General features: G+C 59.8%; 17 protein-coding genes. 10 read left to right on the top strand and 7 right to left on the bottom strand.

Going from position 1 to position 19,434, the window contains the following annotated elements:
- Nucleotides 1–3: 3 nt before the first annotated feature.
- From QMK51_RS00365 to QMK51_RS00340, 6 genes are all read left to right on the top strand, one after another.
- The gene (locus tag QMK51_RS00365; RefSeq protein ID WP_258698384.1) at nt 4–615 is read left to right on the top strand and encodes a c-type cytochrome; all 612 of its coding nucleotides are present in this window, start codon (nt 4–6) and stop codon (nt 613–615) included.
- A 198-nt stretch (nt 616–813) separates the two neighbouring features.
- Nucleotides 814–1,455 carry a thiol:disulfide interchange protein DsbA/DsbL gene (locus QMK51_RS00360; RefSeq protein WP_320392839.1) on the top strand — a complete coding sequence of 214 codons (642 nt, stop codon included), beginning with the start codon at nt 814–816 and terminating at the stop codon, nt 1,453–1,455.
- Between the two features lie 14 nt (nt 1,456–1,469).
- Nucleotides 1,470–2,330: an endonuclease/exonuclease/phosphatase family protein gene (locus QMK51_RS00355; RefSeq protein ID WP_258698382.1), complete on the top strand. Its 861-nt coding sequence runs from the start codon at nt 1,470–1,472 to the stop codon at nt 2,328–2,330.
- Complete coding sequence (locus tag QMK51_RS00350; protein ID WP_320392838.1) at nt 2,331–4,364, top strand: diguanylate cyclase; 2,034 nt, start codon at nt 2,331–2,333, stop codon at nt 4,362–4,364. It abuts the gene before it with no gap.
- A 104-nt stretch (nt 4,365–4,468) separates the two neighbouring features.
- Nucleotides 4,469–5,248, top strand: a complete 780-nt coding sequence (locus tag QMK51_RS00345) for an N-acetylmuramoyl-L-alanine amidase (protein ID WP_320392837.1) — start codon at nt 4,469–4,471, stop codon at nt 5,246–5,248.
- Between the two features lie 73 nt (nt 5,249–5,321).
- On the top strand, nt 5,322–6,938 hold the full coding sequence (locus QMK51_RS00340; protein ID WP_320392836.1) for an EAL domain-containing protein: 1,617 nt from the start codon (nt 5,322–5,324) through the stop codon (nt 6,936–6,938).
- 12 nt (nt 6,939–6,950) lie between these two features.
- Here QMK51_RS00340 and QMK51_RS00335 read toward each other — a convergent pair whose 3' ends face one another.
- Complete coding sequence (locus tag QMK51_RS00335; RefSeq protein ID WP_320392835.1) at nt 6,951–8,741, bottom strand: KinB sensor domain-containing domain; 1,791 nt, start codon at nt 8,739–8,741, stop codon at nt 6,951–6,953.
- 10 nt (nt 8,742–8,751) lie between these two features.
- Nucleotides 8,752–10,098, bottom strand: a complete 1,347-nt coding sequence (algB, locus tag QMK51_RS00330) for a sigma-54-dependent response regulator transcription factor AlgB (protein ID WP_320392834.1) — start codon at nt 10,096–10,098, stop codon at nt 8,752–8,754.
- 435 nt (nt 10,099–10,533) lie between these two features.
- Here algB and QMK51_RS00325 point away from each other — a divergent pair, with 435 nt between their 5' ends.
- The 4 genes from QMK51_RS00325 to QMK51_RS00310 all read left to right on the top strand — a co-directional run bounded on the left by QMK51_RS00325 (nt 10,534) and on the right by QMK51_RS00310 (nt 14,596).
- A complete protein-coding gene (locus QMK51_RS00325; RefSeq protein WP_320392833.1) occupies nt 10,534–10,821 on the top strand; it encodes a hypothetical protein in 288 nt (95 codons plus the stop codon).
- A gap of 81 nt (nt 10,822–10,902) precedes the next feature.
- The gene (locus tag QMK51_RS00320) at nt 10,903–11,067 is read left to right on the top strand and encodes a DUF1328 domain-containing protein (RefSeq protein ID WP_003177151.1); all 165 of its coding nucleotides are present in this window, start codon (nt 10,903–10,905) and stop codon (nt 11,065–11,067) included.
- Between the two features lie 747 nt (nt 11,068–11,814).
- Entirely contained in the window at nt 11,815–13,146 is a 1,332-nt protein-coding gene (gene gltP / locus QMK51_RS00315) for a glutamate/aspartate:proton symporter GltP (protein ID WP_320392832.1), read from the top strand.
- Nucleotides 13,147–13,366: 220 nt separating this feature from the next.
- The gene (locus tag QMK51_RS00310) at nt 13,367–14,596 is read left to right on the top strand and encodes a nucleoside recognition domain-containing protein (protein ID WP_320392831.1); all 1,230 of its coding nucleotides are present in this window, start codon (nt 13,367–13,369) and stop codon (nt 14,594–14,596) included.
- 118 nt (nt 14,597–14,714) lie between these two features.
- Here the strand turns inward: QMK51_RS00310 and QMK51_RS00305 are convergent, their stop codons facing one another.
- From QMK51_RS00305 to QMK51_RS00285, 5 genes are read right to left on the bottom strand one after another with little or no spacing between them, the layout of a single operon-like run.
- Complete coding sequence (locus QMK51_RS00305; protein WP_320392830.1) at nt 14,715–15,341, bottom strand: ABC-type transport auxiliary lipoprotein family protein; 627 nt, start codon at nt 15,339–15,341, stop codon at nt 14,715–14,717.
- Nucleotides 15,338–16,276 (bottom strand): MlaD family protein, encoded by a 939-nt coding sequence (locus QMK51_RS00300; RefSeq protein ID WP_320392829.1) that lies wholly within the window; start codon nt 16,274–16,276, stop codon nt 15,338–15,340. The genes QMK51_RS00305 and QMK51_RS00300 overlap by 4 nt, the downstream gene beginning before the upstream one ends.
- A 1-nt stretch (nt 16,277) precedes the next feature.
- Nucleotides 16,278–17,081 carry an ABC transporter ATP-binding protein gene (locus tag QMK51_RS00295; protein WP_320392828.1) on the bottom strand — a complete coding sequence of 268 codons (804 nt, stop codon included), beginning with the start codon at nt 17,079–17,081 and terminating at the stop codon, nt 16,278–16,280.
- The gene (locus tag QMK51_RS00290) at nt 17,078–18,226 is read right to left on the bottom strand and encodes an ABC transporter permease (protein ID WP_320392827.1); all 1,149 of its coding nucleotides are present in this window, start codon (nt 18,224–18,226) and stop codon (nt 17,078–17,080) included. The genes QMK51_RS00295 and QMK51_RS00290 overlap by 4 nt, the downstream gene beginning before the upstream one ends.
- 54 nt (nt 18,227–18,280) lie before the next feature.
- Nucleotides 18,281–19,309, bottom strand: coding sequence for a DUF5924 family protein (locus QMK51_RS00285; protein WP_320392826.1), 1,029 nt, complete (start codon nt 19,307–19,309; stop codon nt 18,281–18,283).
- Between the last annotated feature and the right edge of the window lie 125 nt (nt 19,310–19,434).

Raw genomic sequence — 19,434 nt, 5'->3', positions numbered from 1 at the left:
CTGATGAACAAATTGATCGTGAGTCTGCTGTTGACCGTGGGGATCTCCGGCATTGCCCATGCTGCAGGTGATGCGGCTGCTGGTCAGGCGAAAGCCGCAGTATGTGGCGCCTGTCATGGCCCGGATGGCAATAGCATGGCACCTAACTTTCCGAAACTGGCAGGTCAGGGCGAGCGTTATCTGAACAAGCAGCTGCACGACATCAAGTCCGGCAAACGTACGGTGCTGGAAATGACTGGCCTGCTGACCAACCTGAGCGATCAGGACCTGGCCGATATCGCCGCCTACTTCGCCAGCCAGAAAGGCAGCGTCGGCGCAGCCGATCCTAAAGTCGTGGCTCGCGGTGAAGCACTGTTCCGTGGTGGCGATTTGGCCAAAGGGCTGCCAGCCTGTACCGGTTGCCACTCGCCAAACGGCGCAGGCAACGCAGCAGCGGGCTTCCCGCACCTGGGCGGCCAGCATGCTCAGTACGTCGGCAAGCAACTGGCCGACTTCAGAAAAGAAGAAGGTGGCCGGACCAACGACGGCGATACCAAACCGATGCAGAGCATTGCTAAAAAGCTGAGCGACGAAGATATCGCTGCAGTCTCCAGCTATATTCAAGGCTTGCACTAAGGCCTGTGATCGAGCGTTGTGAGTGATGTACATCTCTTGCAACGTTAACACTCGATTAATCCGTCGATGCAAACATAAAAAGGGTAGCTTTGGCTGCCCTTTTTTGTGGCCGCTGCCGTTACACTACAGAACTCAAGCCCGCCGGAATCTGTTTGAAAACAGGTCGCGCGAGGCGCCCAAATTGTCCAGGAGTAAAGCATGCGTAATCTGATCATCAGCGCCGCACTCGTCGCTGCCAGCCTGTTCGGCATGACCGCCCAAGCCGCCGAAAAACCTGAAGCGCCCTATGTCGAACTGAGCAATCCGGTCCCGGTGGCCGAGCCTGGCAAGATCGAAGTCGTGGAGCTGTTCTGGTACGGCTGTCCGCACTGCTATGCCTTCGAACCCGTCATTAACCCATGGGTTGAAAAGCTGCCTTCCGACGTGAATTTCGTGCGTATCCCGGCCATGTTTGGCGGCCCTTGGGATGCACACGGCCAGATGTTCCTGACCCTTGAAGCCATGGGTGTCGAGAGCAAGGTTCACGCTGCCGTGTTCAACGCAATTCAGAAAGAACACAAGAAGCTGACTGACAAAGAAGACATGGCGGAATTCCTGGCGACCCAAGGTGTAGACAAGGAAAAATTCCTGGCCACCTTCGACTCCTTCGCCATCAAGGGCCAGATCAACAAAGCCAAAGAGCTTGCAAAGAAATATGAAATCACCGGCGTGCCTACCATGATCGTCAACGGCAAGTATCGCTTTGACATCGGCTCTGCCGGCGGTGCCGAACAAGCGCTGAAACTGGCCGACCAACTGGTCGCCAAAGAGCGAGCGGCAACCAAGGCCGTCGCCAACTAAGCGCGGCACCTGCCATGCGCCGCTGGGGAACTGAACGCATCGTTGGCCTGCATGACCCGCGGGTCAACGAGCATCACCTGGAATCGACGGGGTTGCCCGTGGACAGCCGTCTGCGTTTGCTCAGTTTCAATATCCAGGTCGGCATCAGTACCGAGCGTTATCGGCACTATCTGACCCGCGGCTGGCAGCATCTGTTGCCGCATACCGGGCGTGCCGACAACCTGCAAAAAATCGGTAATCTGCTGGGCGACTTCGACCTGGTTGCCTTGCAGGAAGTCGATGGCGGCAGCCTGCGATCAGGCTACGTCAATCAGGTCGAACATCTGGCGCAGCTCGGCGCCTTCCCCTACTGGTATCAGCAACTCAATCGCAATCTCGGTCATCTCGGCCAGCACAGCAATGGCGTACTCAGCCGCCTGCGCCCGTGGGCGATTGAAGATCATCCGCTGCCGGGGCCCAAGGGTCGCGGGGCCATTCTGGTGCGCTTCGGCGAAGGTCCGGAGGCGCTTGTGGTGGTGATGATGCACCTGGCGCTGGGCGCTCGCGCCCGTAGCATGCAACTGGCTTACATCCGCGAGTTGATCGGCGGTTATAAACATCAGGTGCTGATGGGCGATATGAACACCCATGCCAGTGACTTGCTGCAACATTCCCCGTTGCGTGATTTAGGCCTGCTCGCGCCGCAACTGGAAGCGACCTTCCCCAGCTGGCGCCCACAGCGTTGCCTGGACCATATTCTGCTGAGCCCCACCCTGACCCTTGAAAAGGTCGAGGTGCTGGCACAACCCATTTCCGATCACCTGCCGGTCGCGGTAGAGATACGTCTGCCGGGCTCGCTCACGGCCGATGCACTCCCCGCGTTGAGTCCTGCCTGAATGAGCGACGAAGCACAGCGCTGGAAAGAGAAATACCTCAAAAGCATCGAACTACAGGAAAAGCTCGAACGTCGATGGGACGCCCGGCTCGACCTGCTGCGTCGCGGGCTGGTGCGCAGCACCCTGGCCGCGGAAGGTACCGATCGCGCCGTTGACCAATGCATGAAGGAAATGCGCGAAGTCGTACGAACCGACGACATGGACGCCGGCCTGGCCGCCTTGCTGCCGCGCCTGGAAAAAGCCGTGCTCGACTCCGAGCAGCGCCGGGAAACCCGGGTCGATCAAGTCAGCGCTGCACTGACGGCACTGGTCTCTCAGCTGCAAGCATTGCCGTTGCCCCGGGAAGTGAGCCGGCCACTGAAGCGTTTCGCCAAGCAACTGGACGGACGCGTAGGTCAGGCCCGAGAAATACCCTTATTGCTCAGCGAACTGAGTGGCCTGCAAGGCAAAGCCTTGAGCCTGCTGGAGAACCCCACAGAGGCTGGCCGCCCGGGTTTGCTGCAGCGCCTGTTCGGTAGCCGGGAAGCGGATGAGACCGCGCCACAGATCGCCGCCCCCGAATTGCAACTGCCTGCCCGGCAAACGCTCGAAACGGTTGCAGCACCGCTGGCCGAGCCCCCACAAGCGACGGTCAATCTCGCGCCAGCCACCGATAAGCCGCAAGTGGTGTTGCCAGCCGTAGAAGCCCCCTCGCCCACTGCTGCATCCCCTGAGCCACTGGAAATTCAGGCGCCAACAGCGGCACCTGCTGCTGAAGTCGTGGCGTTTGTGCCGCCCATCCTCGAGCCTGAGGCTACGAACAGCCAGGCTCCAGAGCCACAAACCCAGCCGAACATCGAACAGCCGCAAGAGCCGGCTCCATCTATCGCCGTGTCGGCCACTCAAGCTCCGCTGGCAATCAACCCAGATGAGCTGACGCCTGAGGCCGTCGATCCAGAACCGTCAGAACACGACATTCTGTATGCCCTGCCGGACTCACCGGAACCGTCCTACAGCTCTGTCGCCAAGCATATCGAAGACACGCTGCTGGGCCTCCTCGACGACCTGACGCTACCCGAGCGCCATCGACCGCAAGCCGAGGCGATGCGTAATCGTCTTCAAAACGGTTTGAATTGGTACGAACTGCTACCCATCCTCGACGATCTGGCAACATTGATGCTGGCAATCACCGACAGCGGCCAGCACGAATTCGAAGCGTATTTGCAGCGACTCAACGAACGCCTCGAGTCTTTCCAGAGCAACCTGCAAGCCGCGAGCGAAGGCCACGCCGACAACCGCTCTGCCGCGCGGGAGATGGACACGCAGATTCGCGAGCAAGTCGACGGCTTGCAGAGCAGCATGCAGGAAGCGGCGGACCTTGATGATCTAAAACTGGTGCTGGAAAACCATCTCGAAGGCCTGCTCGGCACCATGGACCAGCACCAGAAGCAGCGCGACGAGCGCGAGCAGGAAGTCGCAGCCCGCCTGCAAAGCCTGGCCGAAAGGGTTGCCCACATGGAGCAGGAAGCGCTGGGCTACCGCGAGCATCTCGAAGAACAGCGCCAGAAGGCTTTGATCGATCCATTGACCGGCCTGCCGAATCGGGCGGCATGGAGCGAACGACTGGACCACGAAATCGGTCAATGGCAACAACACGGCAACACCCTGTTGCTGGCGATGCTCGACCTCGACCATTTCAAACGCATCAACGACAACTACGGCCATCTGGCGGGCGACAAGGTACTGAAAATCATCGCCAGCGTGCTACGCAAGCGCCTGCGCGGAACGGACTTCATTGCCAGGTTCGGCGGTGAGGAGTTTGTGCTGTTGATGCCTGCCACGGCGCCGATGGTCGGCGCGAAATTGCTGGAAACCTTGCGCGCATCGATTGAAGCCTGCCCGTTCCACTTCAAGGGTGAGCGAGTCACCATTACCATCTCCATGGGGCTGACCGCATTCAAACCGGGCGAACATAGCGATCTTGTACTTAAAAGAGCCGATCAGGCGCTATATCGTGCGAAAAATACTGGCCGCAACCGGATAGAACTTGGCTGACGGTCAATTGTTCCATTTTGTTTAAAAGAGCGCTTTTGCCGTCGGCGCCGCAAGGCAATACGTTACACTGTTGCATTATTGTCTTGCGTGTATTGCCTCCCGCCATGAAATGTCTTGCTCTTATCGCGTCGCTGCTTCTATTAGCCGGTTGTGCCAGCGGCCCCCGGATTGACACCAGCCACCCTTCAGCCAATCACGACAGCCGTATTCAGTTCGTGGTGATGCATTACACCTCCGCATCTCTGGAGAACTCGCTGCAATTGCTGACTCATGGCGAGGTCAGCAGCCATTACCTGATCGGCGACGACGAGCACGCCACCATTTATAAGCTGATGGATGAAAATCTTCGGGCCTGGCACGCGGGTGAAAGCGAATGGCAAGGCCGGACCTGGCTGAACTCCAGTTCCATTGGCATCGAAATCGTCAATCCAGGCTTCCAGGACACCCCGACCGGGCGCCTCTGGTATCCCTACAGCGAAGCCCAGGTTCAGTCGATGATCTTCCTGCTCAAGGACATCAGCAAACGCCATGGCATCACCCCCCGCCATATCATCGGCCATAGCGACATCGCCCCCATGCGCAAGCTCGATCCCGGCCCGCTGTTTCCCTGGAAGCGCCTGGCTGCCGAAGGCCTGGGAATCTGGCCGAACGAGCAGGCCGTGGCGCGTCAGCAAGCGCAGTTCGCCGTACAGCTGCCAAGCATCAGCTGGTTTCAGGAACAGCTTGCCCGCCTGGGCTACGCCACGCCGCAAACCGGCGAACTGGATGACGCAACACGCAATGTGCTGGCGGCCTTTCAACTGCATTTCCGCCCGTCCCGTTTCGACGGCACGCCGGACGCGCAAACCGCGGCGCTGCTGCAGGTGTTGAACCAGACAAAATAATGACGCCCGCCCGACGGTAAGGGCTTTTTCTCAATCAGCAGCTATAACTCATTGGTAATTCTTCGGATATTCCATGATGCCTGCTGCTCGAGAGAGACTGCATAGCTGGTTTTATCGCCCTTGGTTTCTGGCGATGCTGGCTACTGCCTTGAGCGCAACGCTATTGATGACCGGCAGTCTTTTCGTGGCGATGAATCAGGTCGAGCAGAACGAAAGCCAGGAAATGAATGCCCAGGGGGAGCGCTTCCTGGCCCGCCTGGAGCAGCTATTTGGGCAGCTGCGCGAAAGTCTCGATGACCTGGAAGCCCAACCGCTGCGAGGCTGCGATGACGAAATGATCGCTACCTTGCAGCAAGTCAGCTTCAATTACCGCTTCGTTTACGAAGCTGCTTATATGGACGCTTCGCGAATCTGCTCCAACCGCCCCCGCCAGGAAGGGCTGTCGCTGATCCGACCGCCGGACATCAAGGGCCCCACCTACAGCTATTGGCTAAACACCACCACCGAACCCGATGAGAACCGCGCCGCGCTGATGCTTGGGCGTGGCAATTTCCGGGTTGCGACGTCCCGCGGGCATTTGACCGACATGGTTGATCTGTCTCCGGGGAGCAGCCTGCTGGTGGTACTCGACCACGACACCCGCGCCATTCCGGTACTCGGTGTCGCGCAGGTCTGGCCCCCGACAGAGCCCTGGCCCCCCAAAAGCCATGATGCACTGCAAATCACCCCTACCCGCCTGATTTATCGAATGCCAACCAACACCCCTGAGTACCAACTGGTACTGATCACTCCGCGCACCGGGATGCATGTACCGGCGGTATGGTGGTGGCTGCTGCCGGCCAGCCTCGCGCTGAGTGCTTCTGTAGGCATTCTGGTGTTTCTGCTGGTGCGCCAGCGTCAGTCACTGGATGCCGAACTGCAAGGCGCCATACGGCGAGGCGAGTTGCAGGTGCTGTATCAACCGATCTTCGACCTCGACAGCCGCAACTGCGTCGGCGCCGAAGCCTTGCTGCGCTGGCGAAGACCGGACGGTACGCTGACCAGCCCCGATCTGTTCATTCCGATGGCAGAGAACACCGGCCAGATCCGCCAGATGACCGACTTCGTATTGCAGCGCCTGCTGGAACAGCTCGGGCAACTGTTGCGCGCCAATCCGCAGCTGTACATCTCGGTCAACCTGGCGGCCTGCGACGTCATGGTGCCGCGTATCGGCGAGGTCATCGCGCGCTTGCTGACCTTGCACCGGGTAGCCGCCAGGCAGATTGCCTTCGAGGTGACCGAGCGCGGACTGGTGGATGTCGTGGTGGCCAGAGAAAACCTGCAAGCCTTGCGCGATGTCGGGCATCAGGTGCTGATCGATGACTTTGGTACCGGCTATTGCAGCCTCGCCTACCTGCAAACCCTGCCGGTGGACTGCCTGAAAATCGACAAGGCGTTTATCGACGCGCTGGGCCATGACGCCGCCAGTAGCGGCGTGGCGCCGCACATCATTCGCATGGCCCAGGCCCTGCAACTCAAGGTGATTGCAGAAGGCATCGAACATGAAGCCCAAGCGGTGTTTCTGAGCAGCGAAGGAGTGAAGTTCGGTCAGGGCTGGCTGTTCGCACATGCCTTGAGCGCTGTGCAGTTCATCGAACTGATTACCCGTGGCCGCCGACTGACCGCGCGACGTCTGGATGACGAAGCCTGAAATGGCTCAGGCTTATACCGCCAGCGCCATGTAGAACTGCGAACCCTGCCCCGGCCGCGAATAAACACCCATCCGCCCACCGTGCAGCTGCACGATTTCCTTGCACAGTGCCAGCCCGAGCCCGGCGCCGCCCTTCTTGCGGCCGACCTGAACAAAGGGCTCGAAGATCCGTCCCTGTTGGCCGTAGGCAATGCCTTCGCCGTTGTCCTCGACACTGATAATCACCCGCTCACCATGGCGCCGGGCCTGCAAACGTATCAGCCCGTCGCGGGAGGTATGGCGCAAGGCGTTGTCGATCAGGTTGTCGAGCACCCGCTCCAGTTGCGCCTGATCGGCTTGCAGTCGCGGCAACGGCCCTTGCACTTCCACCAGCAGCTCAATGCCTTTTTCCCGCGCCGGGCCGGAAAAACGTGCCTGGGCCTGATCCAGCAAATCCTCAATGGAGCATGGCGCCAGCGTGAGTTTTTGCAGGCCGTTCTGATAGCGAGAGAAATTCAGCAGGTCGTTGATCAACTGCATCAAGCGCTGCATTTCTTCATTCACAGTATCCAGCAGGTCGGCTTCGCGGGAGTCTTCGGCAAAATGCGTCCGCTCGCGGAACAGGCCGAATGCCATGTGCATCCCGGTGACGGGCGTGCGCAATTCATGAGAAGCACGCAAAACGAACTCGCTGCGCACCCGTTCGAAGGCACGCTGTTCCGTGACGTCATGCAGCACCATCACCGCGCCGAGAATATGACCCTGGGTATGGCTGACCGGCGTCAGGCTATACGTCAGCATTCGTGACTCACCATCGACCTCGATGCTCAAGTCGTCCGGCGCTCGCTCCAGAGTGCCGCCGCGCAGCACCAGTTGCAGTTGCTCATCCAGTTCGGGACGCTCAAGCGCCGTGCCCAGCCCTTGGCCGAGACGATCGGTGTCCCAGCCTAACTGGCGCTGAGCCACCGGATTGAGGTGCTCGAGATGCCCTTGGCGATCGATCATCAACAACCCGTCGTCGATGCTGTCGAGCACCGCCTGCAAGCGTTGCTGGCCGGCGAGCAGCTCGTCGATATTGGTCGCCTGATGCTCTCGCAGGGCCTCGGCCATGATCCCGAAACGTCGGGTCAGCTGGCTCATTTCCACCGCCGAGGAAATCGGCAGGGTCACTTCGAAATTGCCTTGGCCAATGTTGTCAGCCGCCGCCGCCAGGGCCTCGATCGGGGCCCCGAAACGCTGGGCGATCCCATGGGCGGTAATGAACCCGATGAACAGCACCGCCACCCCGACCAGCCCAAGCAGGCCGGCAATCAGCAACGCCCGTTCCCGGGCCTGGCGTTCGGTCTCATTGATGTTGTCAAGTGCGCGCTTCTGTTCGGAGATCAAACCGTTGCGCAGCACGTTGAATTTTTCCGTGAGATCCCCGCTGCCACTGAGTACCTGTACCGGAGCGCGGGAAAGATCGACGGCCTGCAATAAGCTCTGATAATCAGCCTTGGCCTTTTTGAAGCCGGACTGGGCTCCCTCGCTGGGCGGCTCATGGGCAATGCCTTCGTCAAGCAATTCGAGGGAACGCTGCCTGGATGCCTCGAACGCCGCAGGATCAGGGGTCTCGCCAAGCATCATGATCAGTTGGTCGCCCAGGGTCTGACGCAGTTTCAACCCCAGGTCCAGTCTGACGAAATTGTCACGGATCAGCGCCTCCTGAGTCCCGGCCATCTGCATCACACTGACCAGCCCGAGCAGGAGCCCGAGCAGCGCCACCGTGATCAGAGCGGAAATACTCAGAAACAGCCGAGTGCGCAACGTCATCGCCAGTTTCATCAGGTACGGCTCACAGGTTGTACTGCTTGCGTTTGCGGTACAGGGTCGAGGCATCGATACCCAAAGTCTTGGCCGCCTGATCCAGCGTGTCGGCCGTGGCCAGGACCGCGCCGATGTGGGCTTTCTCCAACTCATCCAGGCTTAACGCAGCACCAATTCGCGGCGCATTGTTGACCGGGGTCTCGGCCATGCCCAGGTGGCTGAGTTCGACTCGTTCCTGCGGACAAATTATGCTCGCGCGCTCCACCACGTTGCGCAGCTCACGGATATTACCCGGCCATCGGTAGCTGAGCAGCGCTTCACGGGCCTCGTCGCTGAAACACCGGGCCGGACGCGAGTACTCCTTGACGAAGCGCGCCAGGAAACGCTCAGCCAAGGTCAGAATGTCTTCCCTGCGTTCGCGAAGCGGCGGCAGGTGCAAGGTGATGACATTCAGCCGATAGAGCAAGTCTTCACGAAAACGGCCGTCGCGGACCATGTCTTCCAGATTGAGGTTGGTGGCGGCAAGGATTCGCACGTCGGCACGACGGGTCACCGGATCGCCCACGCGCTCGTATTCCTTGTCCTGAATGAAACGCAGCAACTTTGGTTGCAAAGTCAGAGGAAAATCGCCGATCTCGTCGAGAAACAACGTTCCTCCGTCGGCCTGATTGACACGACCCAGAGTGCTTTCGCTGGCTCCGGTGAACGCCCCACGGCTGTGGCCGAAGAGTTCACTGTCCATTAACTCTGCCGTAAGAGACGGGCAGTTGATGGTGACGCAAGATTTCTTCTGGCGTTTGCTCCAGCCGTGAATGGCCTGTGACAATTCACCTTTACCGGTGCCTGACTCGCCGAGAATAAGGATGTTGGCGTCCGTACTGGCGACCTGGCGTGCGGTTTCAAGCACCACCTTCATGGCCGGGCTGTGTGAATCCAGACCCTCCTTGGGTTTACGCACCTCACCTTCGAGGGCTTCCAGGCGCGCCGAGAGCTGCCGCACTTCCAGTTGCTTGGCGGTGGCCAGACGCAACTGGTCGGGACTGCAAGGTTTGACCAGATAGTCGGCGGCACCGGCCTGAATCGAGTCCACGGCAGTGTCCACGGCCGAGTGGGCAGTGACGATCACCACCCGCATCCAGGGCGCCTGGATACGCATCTGGGCCAGCACATCGAGCCCGTTATCTTCGCCAAGGCGCAAATCGAGGAAGCACAAATCGAAAACCTGACGCTGCAACAAGGCTTCGGCCTGGGCAGCGCTGGTCGCGGTGGCCACGCTGTAGCCTTCGTCTTCGAGGCAATAGCGAAAGGTTCGAAGGATGGCGGATTCATCATCCACCAGCAGAATACGGCCTTGATGCTCAGTGGCTGATTCCATGTTCCTACGCTCCTTTGGTTGATGATCTTGGTTAGGCCCGGAAAAATCGGGCAAGTTGCATGGTTGATTCTGGTCGATTCCAGCCACAACAGGGCAGCTATCTGCTCAGCACCTAGCTAACCAACTGATTTATTTGGTTTTTTATTAATTGATCATTTTTTCGGCGATTGCCTGCGTCCCTTTCTGACATCTGCGCCCTTCCCTCAATTCCAAAAATATTGAAAGTTTCGGTGAGCTCATCGTGCATTACGCACGACCTCAGAAGAGCCATCGTGCAGGATGCGTCCAAAACGATTTCCACAAATCATTTAACCTATTGATTTTAATAATATTTATTCTGATAAAAAGCTGGCATGCAGGCTGCAATTGTCTGAGTAGTCAGGGCAAGGACCCGTGCCCGTCACCAGATCACCACCCGTGTGGGAGGACTTCAGGATGAATCACCAACGTGCCGCCCAATTGCGTATCTCGCCACTGCATGTCCAGCAAGGCTTGTTTGCCCTGCTGGCGCTGTTGATCACTTTGATTGTCGGTCAGCAGTTCTTGCGTTGGGAGCAGAGCCAGCAGCCAGAGGCGCCGCAGCTGTCGATTCCACACGCACCCCAAACCCACTTCAGCGCCATCAGCAGCGACCAGGCAGACAGCGCCTCGATGCGAATGATGAGCGTCGACCAGGCCCGGCCTGTGGATGAAACGTCCCCGCAGGAACGTTGGGTGTTTTAAGCAAATGAACTTGGCGCGCCTGATGCGCCGGGAAAGGCACCACAAGCAACACCTTTAAACAGAAGTGTAAGGAGAATCGCCATGTTGAGCTGGGCAATCACATTCCTGATCATTGCCATCATCGCCGCAGTACTGGGCTTCGGTGGTATCGCGGGCACCGCCACGGGTATCGCCAAGATTCTCTTTGTCGTATTCCTGGTGATGTTTATTGCTTCTTTCTTCTTTGGCCGTCGCGGTCGAGGCTGAGTATCAGCGTTTCGAAGACACTCGCGACAAGTACCGGGTCGGGGCCGTTCTGCGAAACGCAACAGACGAAATACGAAAGAGGCCTTGGCGCTTCTTTCCACTGCGCTACCCGAGGACGGTAGACGCATGACCAAGGGGTCGGGACGTTCTGACTGCTTCAGGGTCGGAGTGACCTACGGATACAGGGAGTGCCTGCGCAAGGGCCGGGTCAGGTAAAGCTGCGACGCAAGTTCGCCGGGGCCAGAGTGGCTCGACGGACTTGCGGAGAGCTTCAACGTGCAAAACGTTGATCTAGAGCAGTCAGCTCATCTCGCTTTACTGCATATTCCCCGCAAAACCGTTTCGCGGTGTTTCTTCGTGACCGTATATCGAGAAAGCCCAAACTTTCACGCGAAGAAAATTCGCAGCCAAACGTAGGCTTTTTCCCAGTTTTCCGCCTGTTCAAAAAACATCAACCTGCGCTGAAATGGCCGGCTCACGGCACTTATGCCCGCCCAAATGTCGTATTCGAACCGGTTGGGACGCGGGTTTGAGTTAAAAGATCTCATGCCGATTCGGCATAGGGTAGGCGCTTACGGCATTAGACGGCGCTTCCCGGCATCGGAATAGTTGCGCCTTTTTCGCTGCCTGAGAGCTGTAAATGCTCGCTCGCGGGGACCTTATACGGGGGCCGATGCAAAACTTCTTCGCCATTGAGCGTTTCAGTTCGTGCATCAGCCTGAGTCAAACGCAAGTAAGGGTAAAGATATGAAGAAGGCAAAGCTTAGCCTCGCCTGGCAGATCCTCATCGGTCTGGTTCTGGGGATAGCAATCGGTGCAGTACTCAACCATTTCAGTGCCGAAAAAGCCTGGTGGATCACCAATATTCTGCAACCGGCAGGCGATATCTTTATCCGTCTGATCAAGATGATCGTGATCCCGATCGTGATTTCCTCGCTGATCGTCGGCATCGCTGGCGTAGGGGATGCGAAAAAACTCGGGCGTATCGGTCTGAAGACCATTCTTTACTTCGAGATCGTCACCACCATCGCCATTCTGGTCGGTCTGGTGCTGGCCAACGTGGTCCATCCGGGCAGCGGCATCGACATGAGCACCCTGGGTACCGTGGATATTTCCAAGTACCAGGCCACCGCCGCCGAGGTTCAGCATGAACACGCGTTCGTTCAGACCATCCTCAACCTGATCCCGTCGAACATCTTTGGGGCCATGGTCCGCGGCGAGATGCTGCCGATCATCTTCTTCTCCGTGTTGTTCGGTCTCGGTCTGTCGAGCCTGCAATCGGACCTGCGCGAACCGCTGGTGAAGATGTTCCAGGGCGTGTCGGAAAGCATGTTCAAGGTCACCCACATGATCATGAACTACGCCCCGATCGGCGTGTTCGCACTGATCGCGGTGACCGTGGCCAACTTCGGTTTCGCCTCCCTGCTGCCGCTGGCCAAACTGGTCGTCCTGGTTTACTTCGCCGTCGCCTTCTTCGCCTTTGTAGTGTTGGGCCTGATCGCCCGCCTGTTCGGCTTCTCGGTGATCAAGCTGATGCGCATCTTCAAGGATGAGCTGGTGCTGGCCTACTCCACCGCCAGTTCCGAAACCGTGCTGCCGCGCGTGATCGAGAAGATGGAAGCCTACGGCGCGCCGAAAGCCATTTGCAGCTTCGTGGTGCCGACCGGCTATTCGTTCAACCTCGACGGTTCGACCCTGTACCAGAGCATCGCGGCGATCTTCATTGCCCAGCTCTACGGCATCGACCTGTCCATCAGCCAGCAATTGCTGCTGGTATTGACGCTGATGGTCACCTCCAAAGGCATCGCCGGCGTACCGGGTGTGTCCTTCGTGGTGCTGCTGGCCACTCTGGGCAGTGTTGGTATTCCGCTGGAAGGCCTGGCATTCATCGCCGGTGTCGACCGCATCATGGACATGGCCCGTACTGCGCTGAACGTGATCGGCAATGCCTTGGCCGTATTGGTCATCGCTCGCTGGGAAGGCATGTACGACGACGCCAAGGGCCAGCGCTACTGGAACTCCCTGCCGCACTGGCGCAGCAAGGAAAAGCTGCCGGTTGGCGAAATTTCCAGCAACTAATGCATAACCCTGTGGGACCGGGCTTGTGTGGTGAGGGGGCTTGCCCCCATTCGAGTGCGCAGCGCTCGTAGGTCTTGGGTCCGCTGCGCGGCCCAACGGGGGCAAGCCCCCTCGCCACAGCGCTCCCACAAGAGCCCCAAACAAACCCCGGAGAAATCCGGGGTTTGTCGTTTCTGCCTGCCCCGCTATCATTCGCCGCATCTTCCGGGGGATTTGACTGATGCTTAATGGCCTGTGGCTTGGCTTCTTCATCGTGGCAGCCGTATCGGCGCTGGCGCAGTGGCTGATCGGCGGCAATGCCGGGATCTTTGCGGCAATGGTGGAAAGCATCTTCGCCATGGCCAAATTGTCGGTTGAGGTCATGGTCCTGTTGTTCGGCACCCTCACCCTTTGGCTGGGCTTTCTGCGGATTGCCGAGAAGGCCGGGATCGTCGAGTGGCTGGCCAAGGCGCTGGGCCCGTTGTTCCTGCGCCTGATGCCGGAAGTGCCGGCCGGTCATCCCGCCATCGGCTTGATCACCCTGAACTTCGCCGCCAACGGCCTGGGCCTGGACAATGCCGCCACACCGATCGGCCTCAAAGCCATGAAGGCGCTGCAAGAGCTCAACCCCAGTGCGACGATCGCCAGCAACGCGCAGATCCTCTTCCTGGTGCTCAACGCCTCCTCCCTGACCCTGCTGCCAGTGACGATCTTCATGTACCGCGCCCAACAAGGTGCGCCCGATCCGACGCTGGTGTTCCTGCCGATTCTGCTCGCCACCAGTTGCTCGACCATCGTCGGCTTTCTGTCCGTAGCGTTCATGCAACGACTGCGCATCTGGGACCCGGTGGTGCTGGCGTATCTGATTCCCGGTGCCCTCGCCCTCGGTGGCTTCATGGCACTGCTGGCAACGCTCTCGGCAACCGCGCTGGCGAGCCTGTCATCGATCCTCGGCAACGTGACGCTGTTCGGCTTGATCATGCTGTTTCTGATCATCGGCGCGTTACGCAAGGTGAAGGTCTACGAAGCGTTCGTCGAAGGCGCGAAAGAAGGCTTCGACGTCGCCAAGAACCTGCTGCCGTATCTGGTGGCGATGCTCTGCGCCGTGGGGGTCCTGCGGGCGTCCGGAGCGCTGGACTTCGGCCTGGACGGGATTCGTCACCTGGTGGCGTGGGCCGGTTGGGACACGCGCTTCGTCGACGCGCTGCCGACGGCCATGGTCAAACCTTTCTCCGGCAGCGCCGCCAGGGCAATGCTGATCGAAACCATGAAGACCTCCGGGGTAGACAGCTTTCCGGCGCTAGTCGCCGCGACGGTCCAGGGCAGCACCGAAACGACCTTCTATGTGTTGGCGGTGTACTTCGGCGCGGTGGGCATTCAGCGTGCACGGCATGCGGTGGGCTGTGCGTTGCTGGCGGAATTGGCGGGGGTGCTGGGGGCCATCGGGGTTTGCTACTGGTTCTTCGGCTAAACCAAGAACCCTGTGGGAGCGAGCCTGCTCGCGATGAGGTCGGCACATTCAACAATTCTGTTGGCTGTTAAACCGCCATCGCGAGCAGGCTCGCTCCCACATTGAAGTGTGTAGGTCTTCAAGGCCTCAGCGGTGGCGCAACCTTCTGACCTTGTTCCACCGTCCAGGCCACCACCTGCGCCGTCAACTGGTCGCTGGCCAGGCCAAACCCGGCGACAACCGCCGGCACCTTCACATCGCTCAACGGCTGACGCACTTCAAAGCGCCGGCTGGCGAGGATTCGCTGGTCATACCCACGCACCAACAACGCATCCAGGCGCACGACCACGCTCGCCGCCGTGCCTTGGTACTCGGTCTGGAACGCTTGCAGGTTGCCGCCCAGTTCCAGATCTGCCTGGAAATTACTGTCATCAGTGCTGAGCAACGGCACGCGACCGTCACGCTGGAAACCATCGAGCAGACGATTGCGCAACAGCACCGGTGCCGGATCGCTCCAGCGTGAAGCCTTGTAGCTGCTGATCAGGTCACCCTGAGGGATTACGGCGATTTTCGGGTTGTTCAAGGCTTCGCTGGTCTGAGGCTTGGCCAGCCGCAACGACCAGTGCTGCGGCGTGCCGTGTTGGGCCGATGCGTCGCGCGGTGCCGACGGCAGTCGGTAGACATCGGACGGCTCGGCCTTGGGGAAAATCGAACAGGAAGCGACCAACGCAAAACCGGCGAGGAGGGCGAGATGAGCCAGCTTCATGGCGTGAACTCCTTGTTCTTGTCATTGCCCAGCAGGTAACCGCTGGGGTTGGCTTCAAGCCGCTGGGAAATGCTCCGCAACGAACTCAAGGTATCGCGCAGCTCGCGCACCGCCGGCGCCAGGCCATTGAGGCCCTGCATGCCGCTGTTGAGGGAATCCTGATTGGCGGAGAGCAATGTGTTGATAGTCGCGCTGCTTTGTTCCAAGGACTTCATCGCTTGCTCGGCACTGCCGAACATCTGCTTGCCCTGATCGTTGAGCAGGCCGTTGGCGTTGCGCATCAACGCGGTGGTCTGTTCCAGGGTGGCGCTGGCCTGCTTGCCAACCGAAGCCAGTTGCTGCATCGCCTGACGGATGTCGCCGCGCTGATCGGCGATGGTGCCGGTGGTTTGCTCCAGGTGCTCCAGGGTACTGCTGATAAGCGCGACGTTCTCCGAGGAAAACAACTGATTGGCGTTGTGCATCAACACGTTTACGCCCGCCATCAGATCGTTACTGTCGTTCATCAATCGGGCAATGGGCGAGGGCGATGCAACGATTGTCGGCAAATTGCCGTCCTTGCCCTTGAGAGTCGGACTTTGTGGTGTACCGCCGCTGAGCTGGATGATCGAAGTCCCGGTGATCCCGGTCAGCGCCAGTTTGGCCTGAGTGTCTACCTTGATCGGGGTGTCACCGCCCAGACGAATCCGTGCCAACACCCGGCGCGGATCGTTCGGGTCCAGACGCAGCGTCACCACGTCGCCGACCTTGATCCCGCTGTACTGCACCGCGCTGCCCTTGGACAAACCGCTGACCGCCTCGTTGAAGACGATTTCGTAATCCTTGAATTCGGTATCAACGCTGGACTTGGCCAGCCACAGACCGAAGAGCAGGGCGCCTGCCACCACTATGACGGTGAACAGGCCGATCAATACGTGATGGGCTCGGGTTTCCATGTCAGACCTCGTTGAGCTGGTTAGCGGCCGTCAGCGCCGCGCGGCCGCGAGGGCCATGGAAGTATTCGTGAATCCACGCGTCGTCGGCTTGCGCAACCTTGTCGATGGCATCCGCCACCAGCACTTTCTTCTGCGCCAGCACCGCCACCCGGTCGGTGATGGTGTAGAGCGTGTCGAGGTCATGGGTCACCAGAAACACGCTCAAACCCAACGCATCGCGCAGGGTCAGAATTAACTGATCGAACGCCGCCGCGCCAATCGGATCGAGACCGGCGGTGGGCTCGTCGAGAAACAGGATGTCCGGGTCCAGCGCCAGCGCCCGAGCCAGGGCAGCGCGCTTGATCATGCCACCGGACAGCGACGCGGGGTACTTGTCAGCCGCCGACAACGGCAGCCCGGCCAACGCCATTTTCACTGCCGCCAGGTGCTCGGCGTCGGCACGGCTCAGGCCGGCGTGTTCGATCAGGGGCAGGGCGACGTTCTCGGTCACGGTGAGCGAAGAGAACAGGGCGCCTTTCTGGAACAGCACACCGAACCGCCGTTCGACCAGCGAGCGCTCGTGCTCCGACAGGCTCGGCAAGTTCTTGCCGAAGACCTTCACCAGCCCCTCGCTGGGTTGGCGCAAGCCGACGATGCTGCGCAACAGCACCGATTTGCCACTGCCGGAACCTCCGACCACCGCGAGGATTTCGCCTTTGTACAAATCCAGGTCGAGGTTCTCGTGCACGCTCTGGCGGCCGAAACGATTGCACAGCCCACGGACTTCGATCACCGCCTCGGAAGGCGCTCGGGGTAGACGACTCACCAGCCCATCTCCATGAAAAACAGCGCAGCCACGGCGTCAAGCACGATCACCACGAAGATTGATTGCACCACGCTGGAAGTGGTGTGCGCGCCAACAGACTCGGCGCTGCCGCTGACCTTGAAGCCTTCGAGGCAGCCGATGGCGGCGATCAGGAACGCAAAAATCGGCGCTTTGACGATCCCCACCAGGAAGTGCTGCACGCCAATGTCCGATTGCAGCAGCGACAGGAACATCGCCGGCGAGATATCCAGCGACAGCGCACACACCACGCCACCGCCGACAATCCCCGACAACATCGCCAGAAAGGTCAGCATCGGCAGCGCCACCAGCAATGCCAATACCCGCGGCACCACCAGCAGCTCCATCGGATCGAGGCCGAGGGTGCGGATCGCGTCGATTTCTTCGTTGGCCTTCATCGAGCCGATCTGCGCGGTGAACGCACTGGCAGTGCGGCCGGCCATCAGGATCGCGGTCAGCAACACACCGAACTCCCGTAGAAAAGAAAACGCGACGAGATCGACGGTGAAGATACTCGCGCCGAAACTCGCCAGCACTGTCGCCCCGAGAAACGCTACCACGGCGCCCACCAGAAAGGTCAGCAGAGCGACGATGGGGGCAGCGTCGAGACCGGTCTGTTCGATGTGGGCGACCATCGGCGTAAGGCGCCAGCGCTTGGGGCGAAACAGCTCGCGCGCGATGGTTTCCAGGATCAGGCCGACGAAACCCAGCAGCTGCAGGGTGTCCTGCCAGACCGCGTCGACCGCCCGGCCGATGCGGGTCAGCAGTTGAATGCCGACGCTGATTTCCGGCTCTTTGATCGGCACGCAAAAATCGGTCAGCGAGCAGTACACCGTCTGCAACAAGGCGCGATCAGCGGAGGAAAGGGTGCAATCGGGGTGTTCGGCAGATTTACCCAAGCGCTCAGAACCCAGCAGCTCCACCAGCAATGACGCACCCGCCGTATCAAGCGCGCCGAGACCATTGAGATCGACAGGGGTGCTGTCGTCGTATTGGCCGTGGAGCTTCTCGCTCAGGCGTTTGAGATCGGCGTAATGGGCGAGCGTCCAGTCACCCGTGACCCGCAGCAGAGCCGGGATATGCGAGGTGTCCAGCCGGGCACTGCCGGGCGTTGCGCTACTGGTCATAAGCTCCGTGCTTGTTCGGCGATTACGCAGACCAGACTAATAGCACGAACCGCGTTACTTTTCTTTGGTGGGTGTGCTGTCCATGACCTTAAAGCGCAGCACGCCGATCAGCTGGCCGTCTTCAGTGAGTACCCGGACCTGCCATTTGCCTGCGGGGTTGCCGGGAAAGTTCTGCTTATGAGTCCAGGCACGGTAGCCTTCCTTGCGCCCACCGTGGATATCCAGAGGAATGCGGTCGACCTCTTTACCGTTGAACATCCAGACGTGATAAATCCGCTCGTCCAGACCACGCGGAGCGTTGATCGCGGTGTAGGCGTACAAACCGTCGCCACGAATCTGTTCAGCGCTGACTTCTTCCAGACTCTTGCCAGGGGTGCGGTCCTGCATTTGGGTGCTGATCGCCACATCGGTCATCCACAGGGTGGCCGGCGGAACCCAGGAGCGCAGCAGCCAGCCGACGGCGCCGATACCGACGGTGATGCTGAGGATCGCCAACGCGTTGCGCACGGTCCGAATCGGGAAGATCGACGCCAGGCTCGGGAACGACAGCACCATGGCAATGCCCAGCGCCAGTTTGAAGCTCTGGGCGGTGGTCAGGTGCAGGATGACGGGCAGGGCGGTCAGCAGGGCGGCGAACAAGGTCAGGGTGTGCAGCGCCAGGAACGCCCAACGGCGCGGCGCCAGCCATTTGTAGTAGAGCGGGTCGATGATCGAAACCAGCGCCGCCATGCCCAACAACCCCGTGAAGAACAGCTGGCCGCTGTTCCAGGTGGTGGTGATGAAAAAGAACGGCAGGACGAAGAACAGGCTTTCCTGATGGATCATCTGCGTCGCGTAGCGCAGCAGCGGCTGGGGTATTTCGCGCTTGAAGACCCTGGCGAACAGCTTGGTGAGGCTGTTTTCCAGCATCAGCCAGACCCAGCTGACCAGCATGATGGTGGTGATCCAGGACGCCAGACCTTGTTGGCGATCCACCAGCATGAAACTGCCGACCCCGGAAATGAAACCGCCAAGCGCAATGACCCCGGGATAGCGCTTCATCAATTCCAGGAGGCGCTGTACGTACAGGGTCAGAGTCGGCATTCGGCGGTTCACAATAGTCGTGGGGAAAAACCCCGACAGGGTACCGTCCGAGGGGCTGTGTGGCGAGGGTTCCGGTCACGTTGACCGAACCGAAAACCCTGTGGCGAGGGAGCTTGCTCCCGCTC

It is taken from the genome of Pseudomonas sp. P9_31 (assembly GCF_034008235.1).
Classification (GTDB): domain Bacteria; phylum Pseudomonadota; class Gammaproteobacteria; order Pseudomonadales; family Pseudomonadaceae; genus Aquipseudomonas.
The sequence above is the reverse complement of the archived record's forward strand: the minus strand, read 5'-3'. Positions and strand labels throughout refer to the sequence as shown.

Coding starts and splice junctions, on each gene's coding strand:
- QMK51_RS00290 (WP_320392827.1), bottom strand. CDS start 18,226: ATGACCAGTAGCGCAACGCCCGGCAGTGCCCGGCTGGACACCTCGCAT.
- algB (WP_320392834.1), bottom strand. CDS start 10,098: ATGGAATCAGCCACTGAGCATCAAGGCCGTATTCTGCTGGTGGATGAT.
- QMK51_RS00310 (WP_320392831.1), top strand. CDS start 13,367: ATGCTTAATGGCCTGTGGCTTGGCTTCTTCATCGTGGCAGCCGTATCG.
- QMK51_RS00365 (WP_258698384.1), top strand. CDS start 4: ATGAACAAATTGATCGTGAGTCTGCTGTTGACCGTGGGGATCTCCGGC.
- QMK51_RS00320 (WP_003177151.1), top strand. CDS start 10,903: ATGTTGAGCTGGGCAATCACATTCCTGATCATTGCCATCATCGCCGCA.
- QMK51_RS00325 (WP_320392833.1), top strand. CDS start 10,534: ATGAATCACCAACGTGCCGCCCAATTGCGTATCTCGCCACTGCATGTC.
- QMK51_RS00345 (WP_320392837.1), top strand. CDS start 4,469: ATGAAATGTCTTGCTCTTATCGCGTCGCTGCTTCTATTAGCCGGTTGT.
- gltP (WP_320392832.1), top strand. CDS start 11,815: ATGAAGAAGGCAAAGCTTAGCCTCGCCTGGCAGATCCTCATCGGTCTG.
- QMK51_RS00285 (WP_320392826.1), bottom strand. CDS start 19,309: ATGCCGACTCTGACCCTGTACGTACAGCGCCTCCTGGAATTGATGAAG.
- QMK51_RS00305 (WP_320392830.1), bottom strand. CDS start 15,341: ATGAAGCTGGCTCATCTCGCCCTCCTCGCCGGTTTTGCGTTGGTCGCT.
- QMK51_RS00340 (WP_320392836.1), top strand. CDS start 5,322: ATGATGCCTGCTGCTCGAGAGAGACTGCATAGCTGGTTTTATCGCCCT.
- QMK51_RS00335 (WP_320392835.1), bottom strand. CDS start 8,741: ATGAAACTGGCGATGACGTTGCGCACTCGGCTGTTTCTGAGTATTTCC.
- QMK51_RS00300 (WP_320392829.1), bottom strand. CDS start 16,276: ATGGAAACCCGAGCCCATCACGTATTGATCGGCCTGTTCACCGTCATA.
- QMK51_RS00350 (WP_320392838.1), top strand. CDS start 2,331: ATGAGCGACGAAGCACAGCGCTGGAAAGAGAAATACCTCAAAAGCATC.
- QMK51_RS00355 (WP_258698382.1), top strand. CDS start 1,470: ATGCGCCGCTGGGGAACTGAACGCATCGTTGGCCTGCATGACCCGCGG.
- QMK51_RS00360 (WP_320392839.1), top strand. CDS start 814: ATGCGTAATCTGATCATCAGCGCCGCACTCGTCGCTGCCAGCCTGTTC.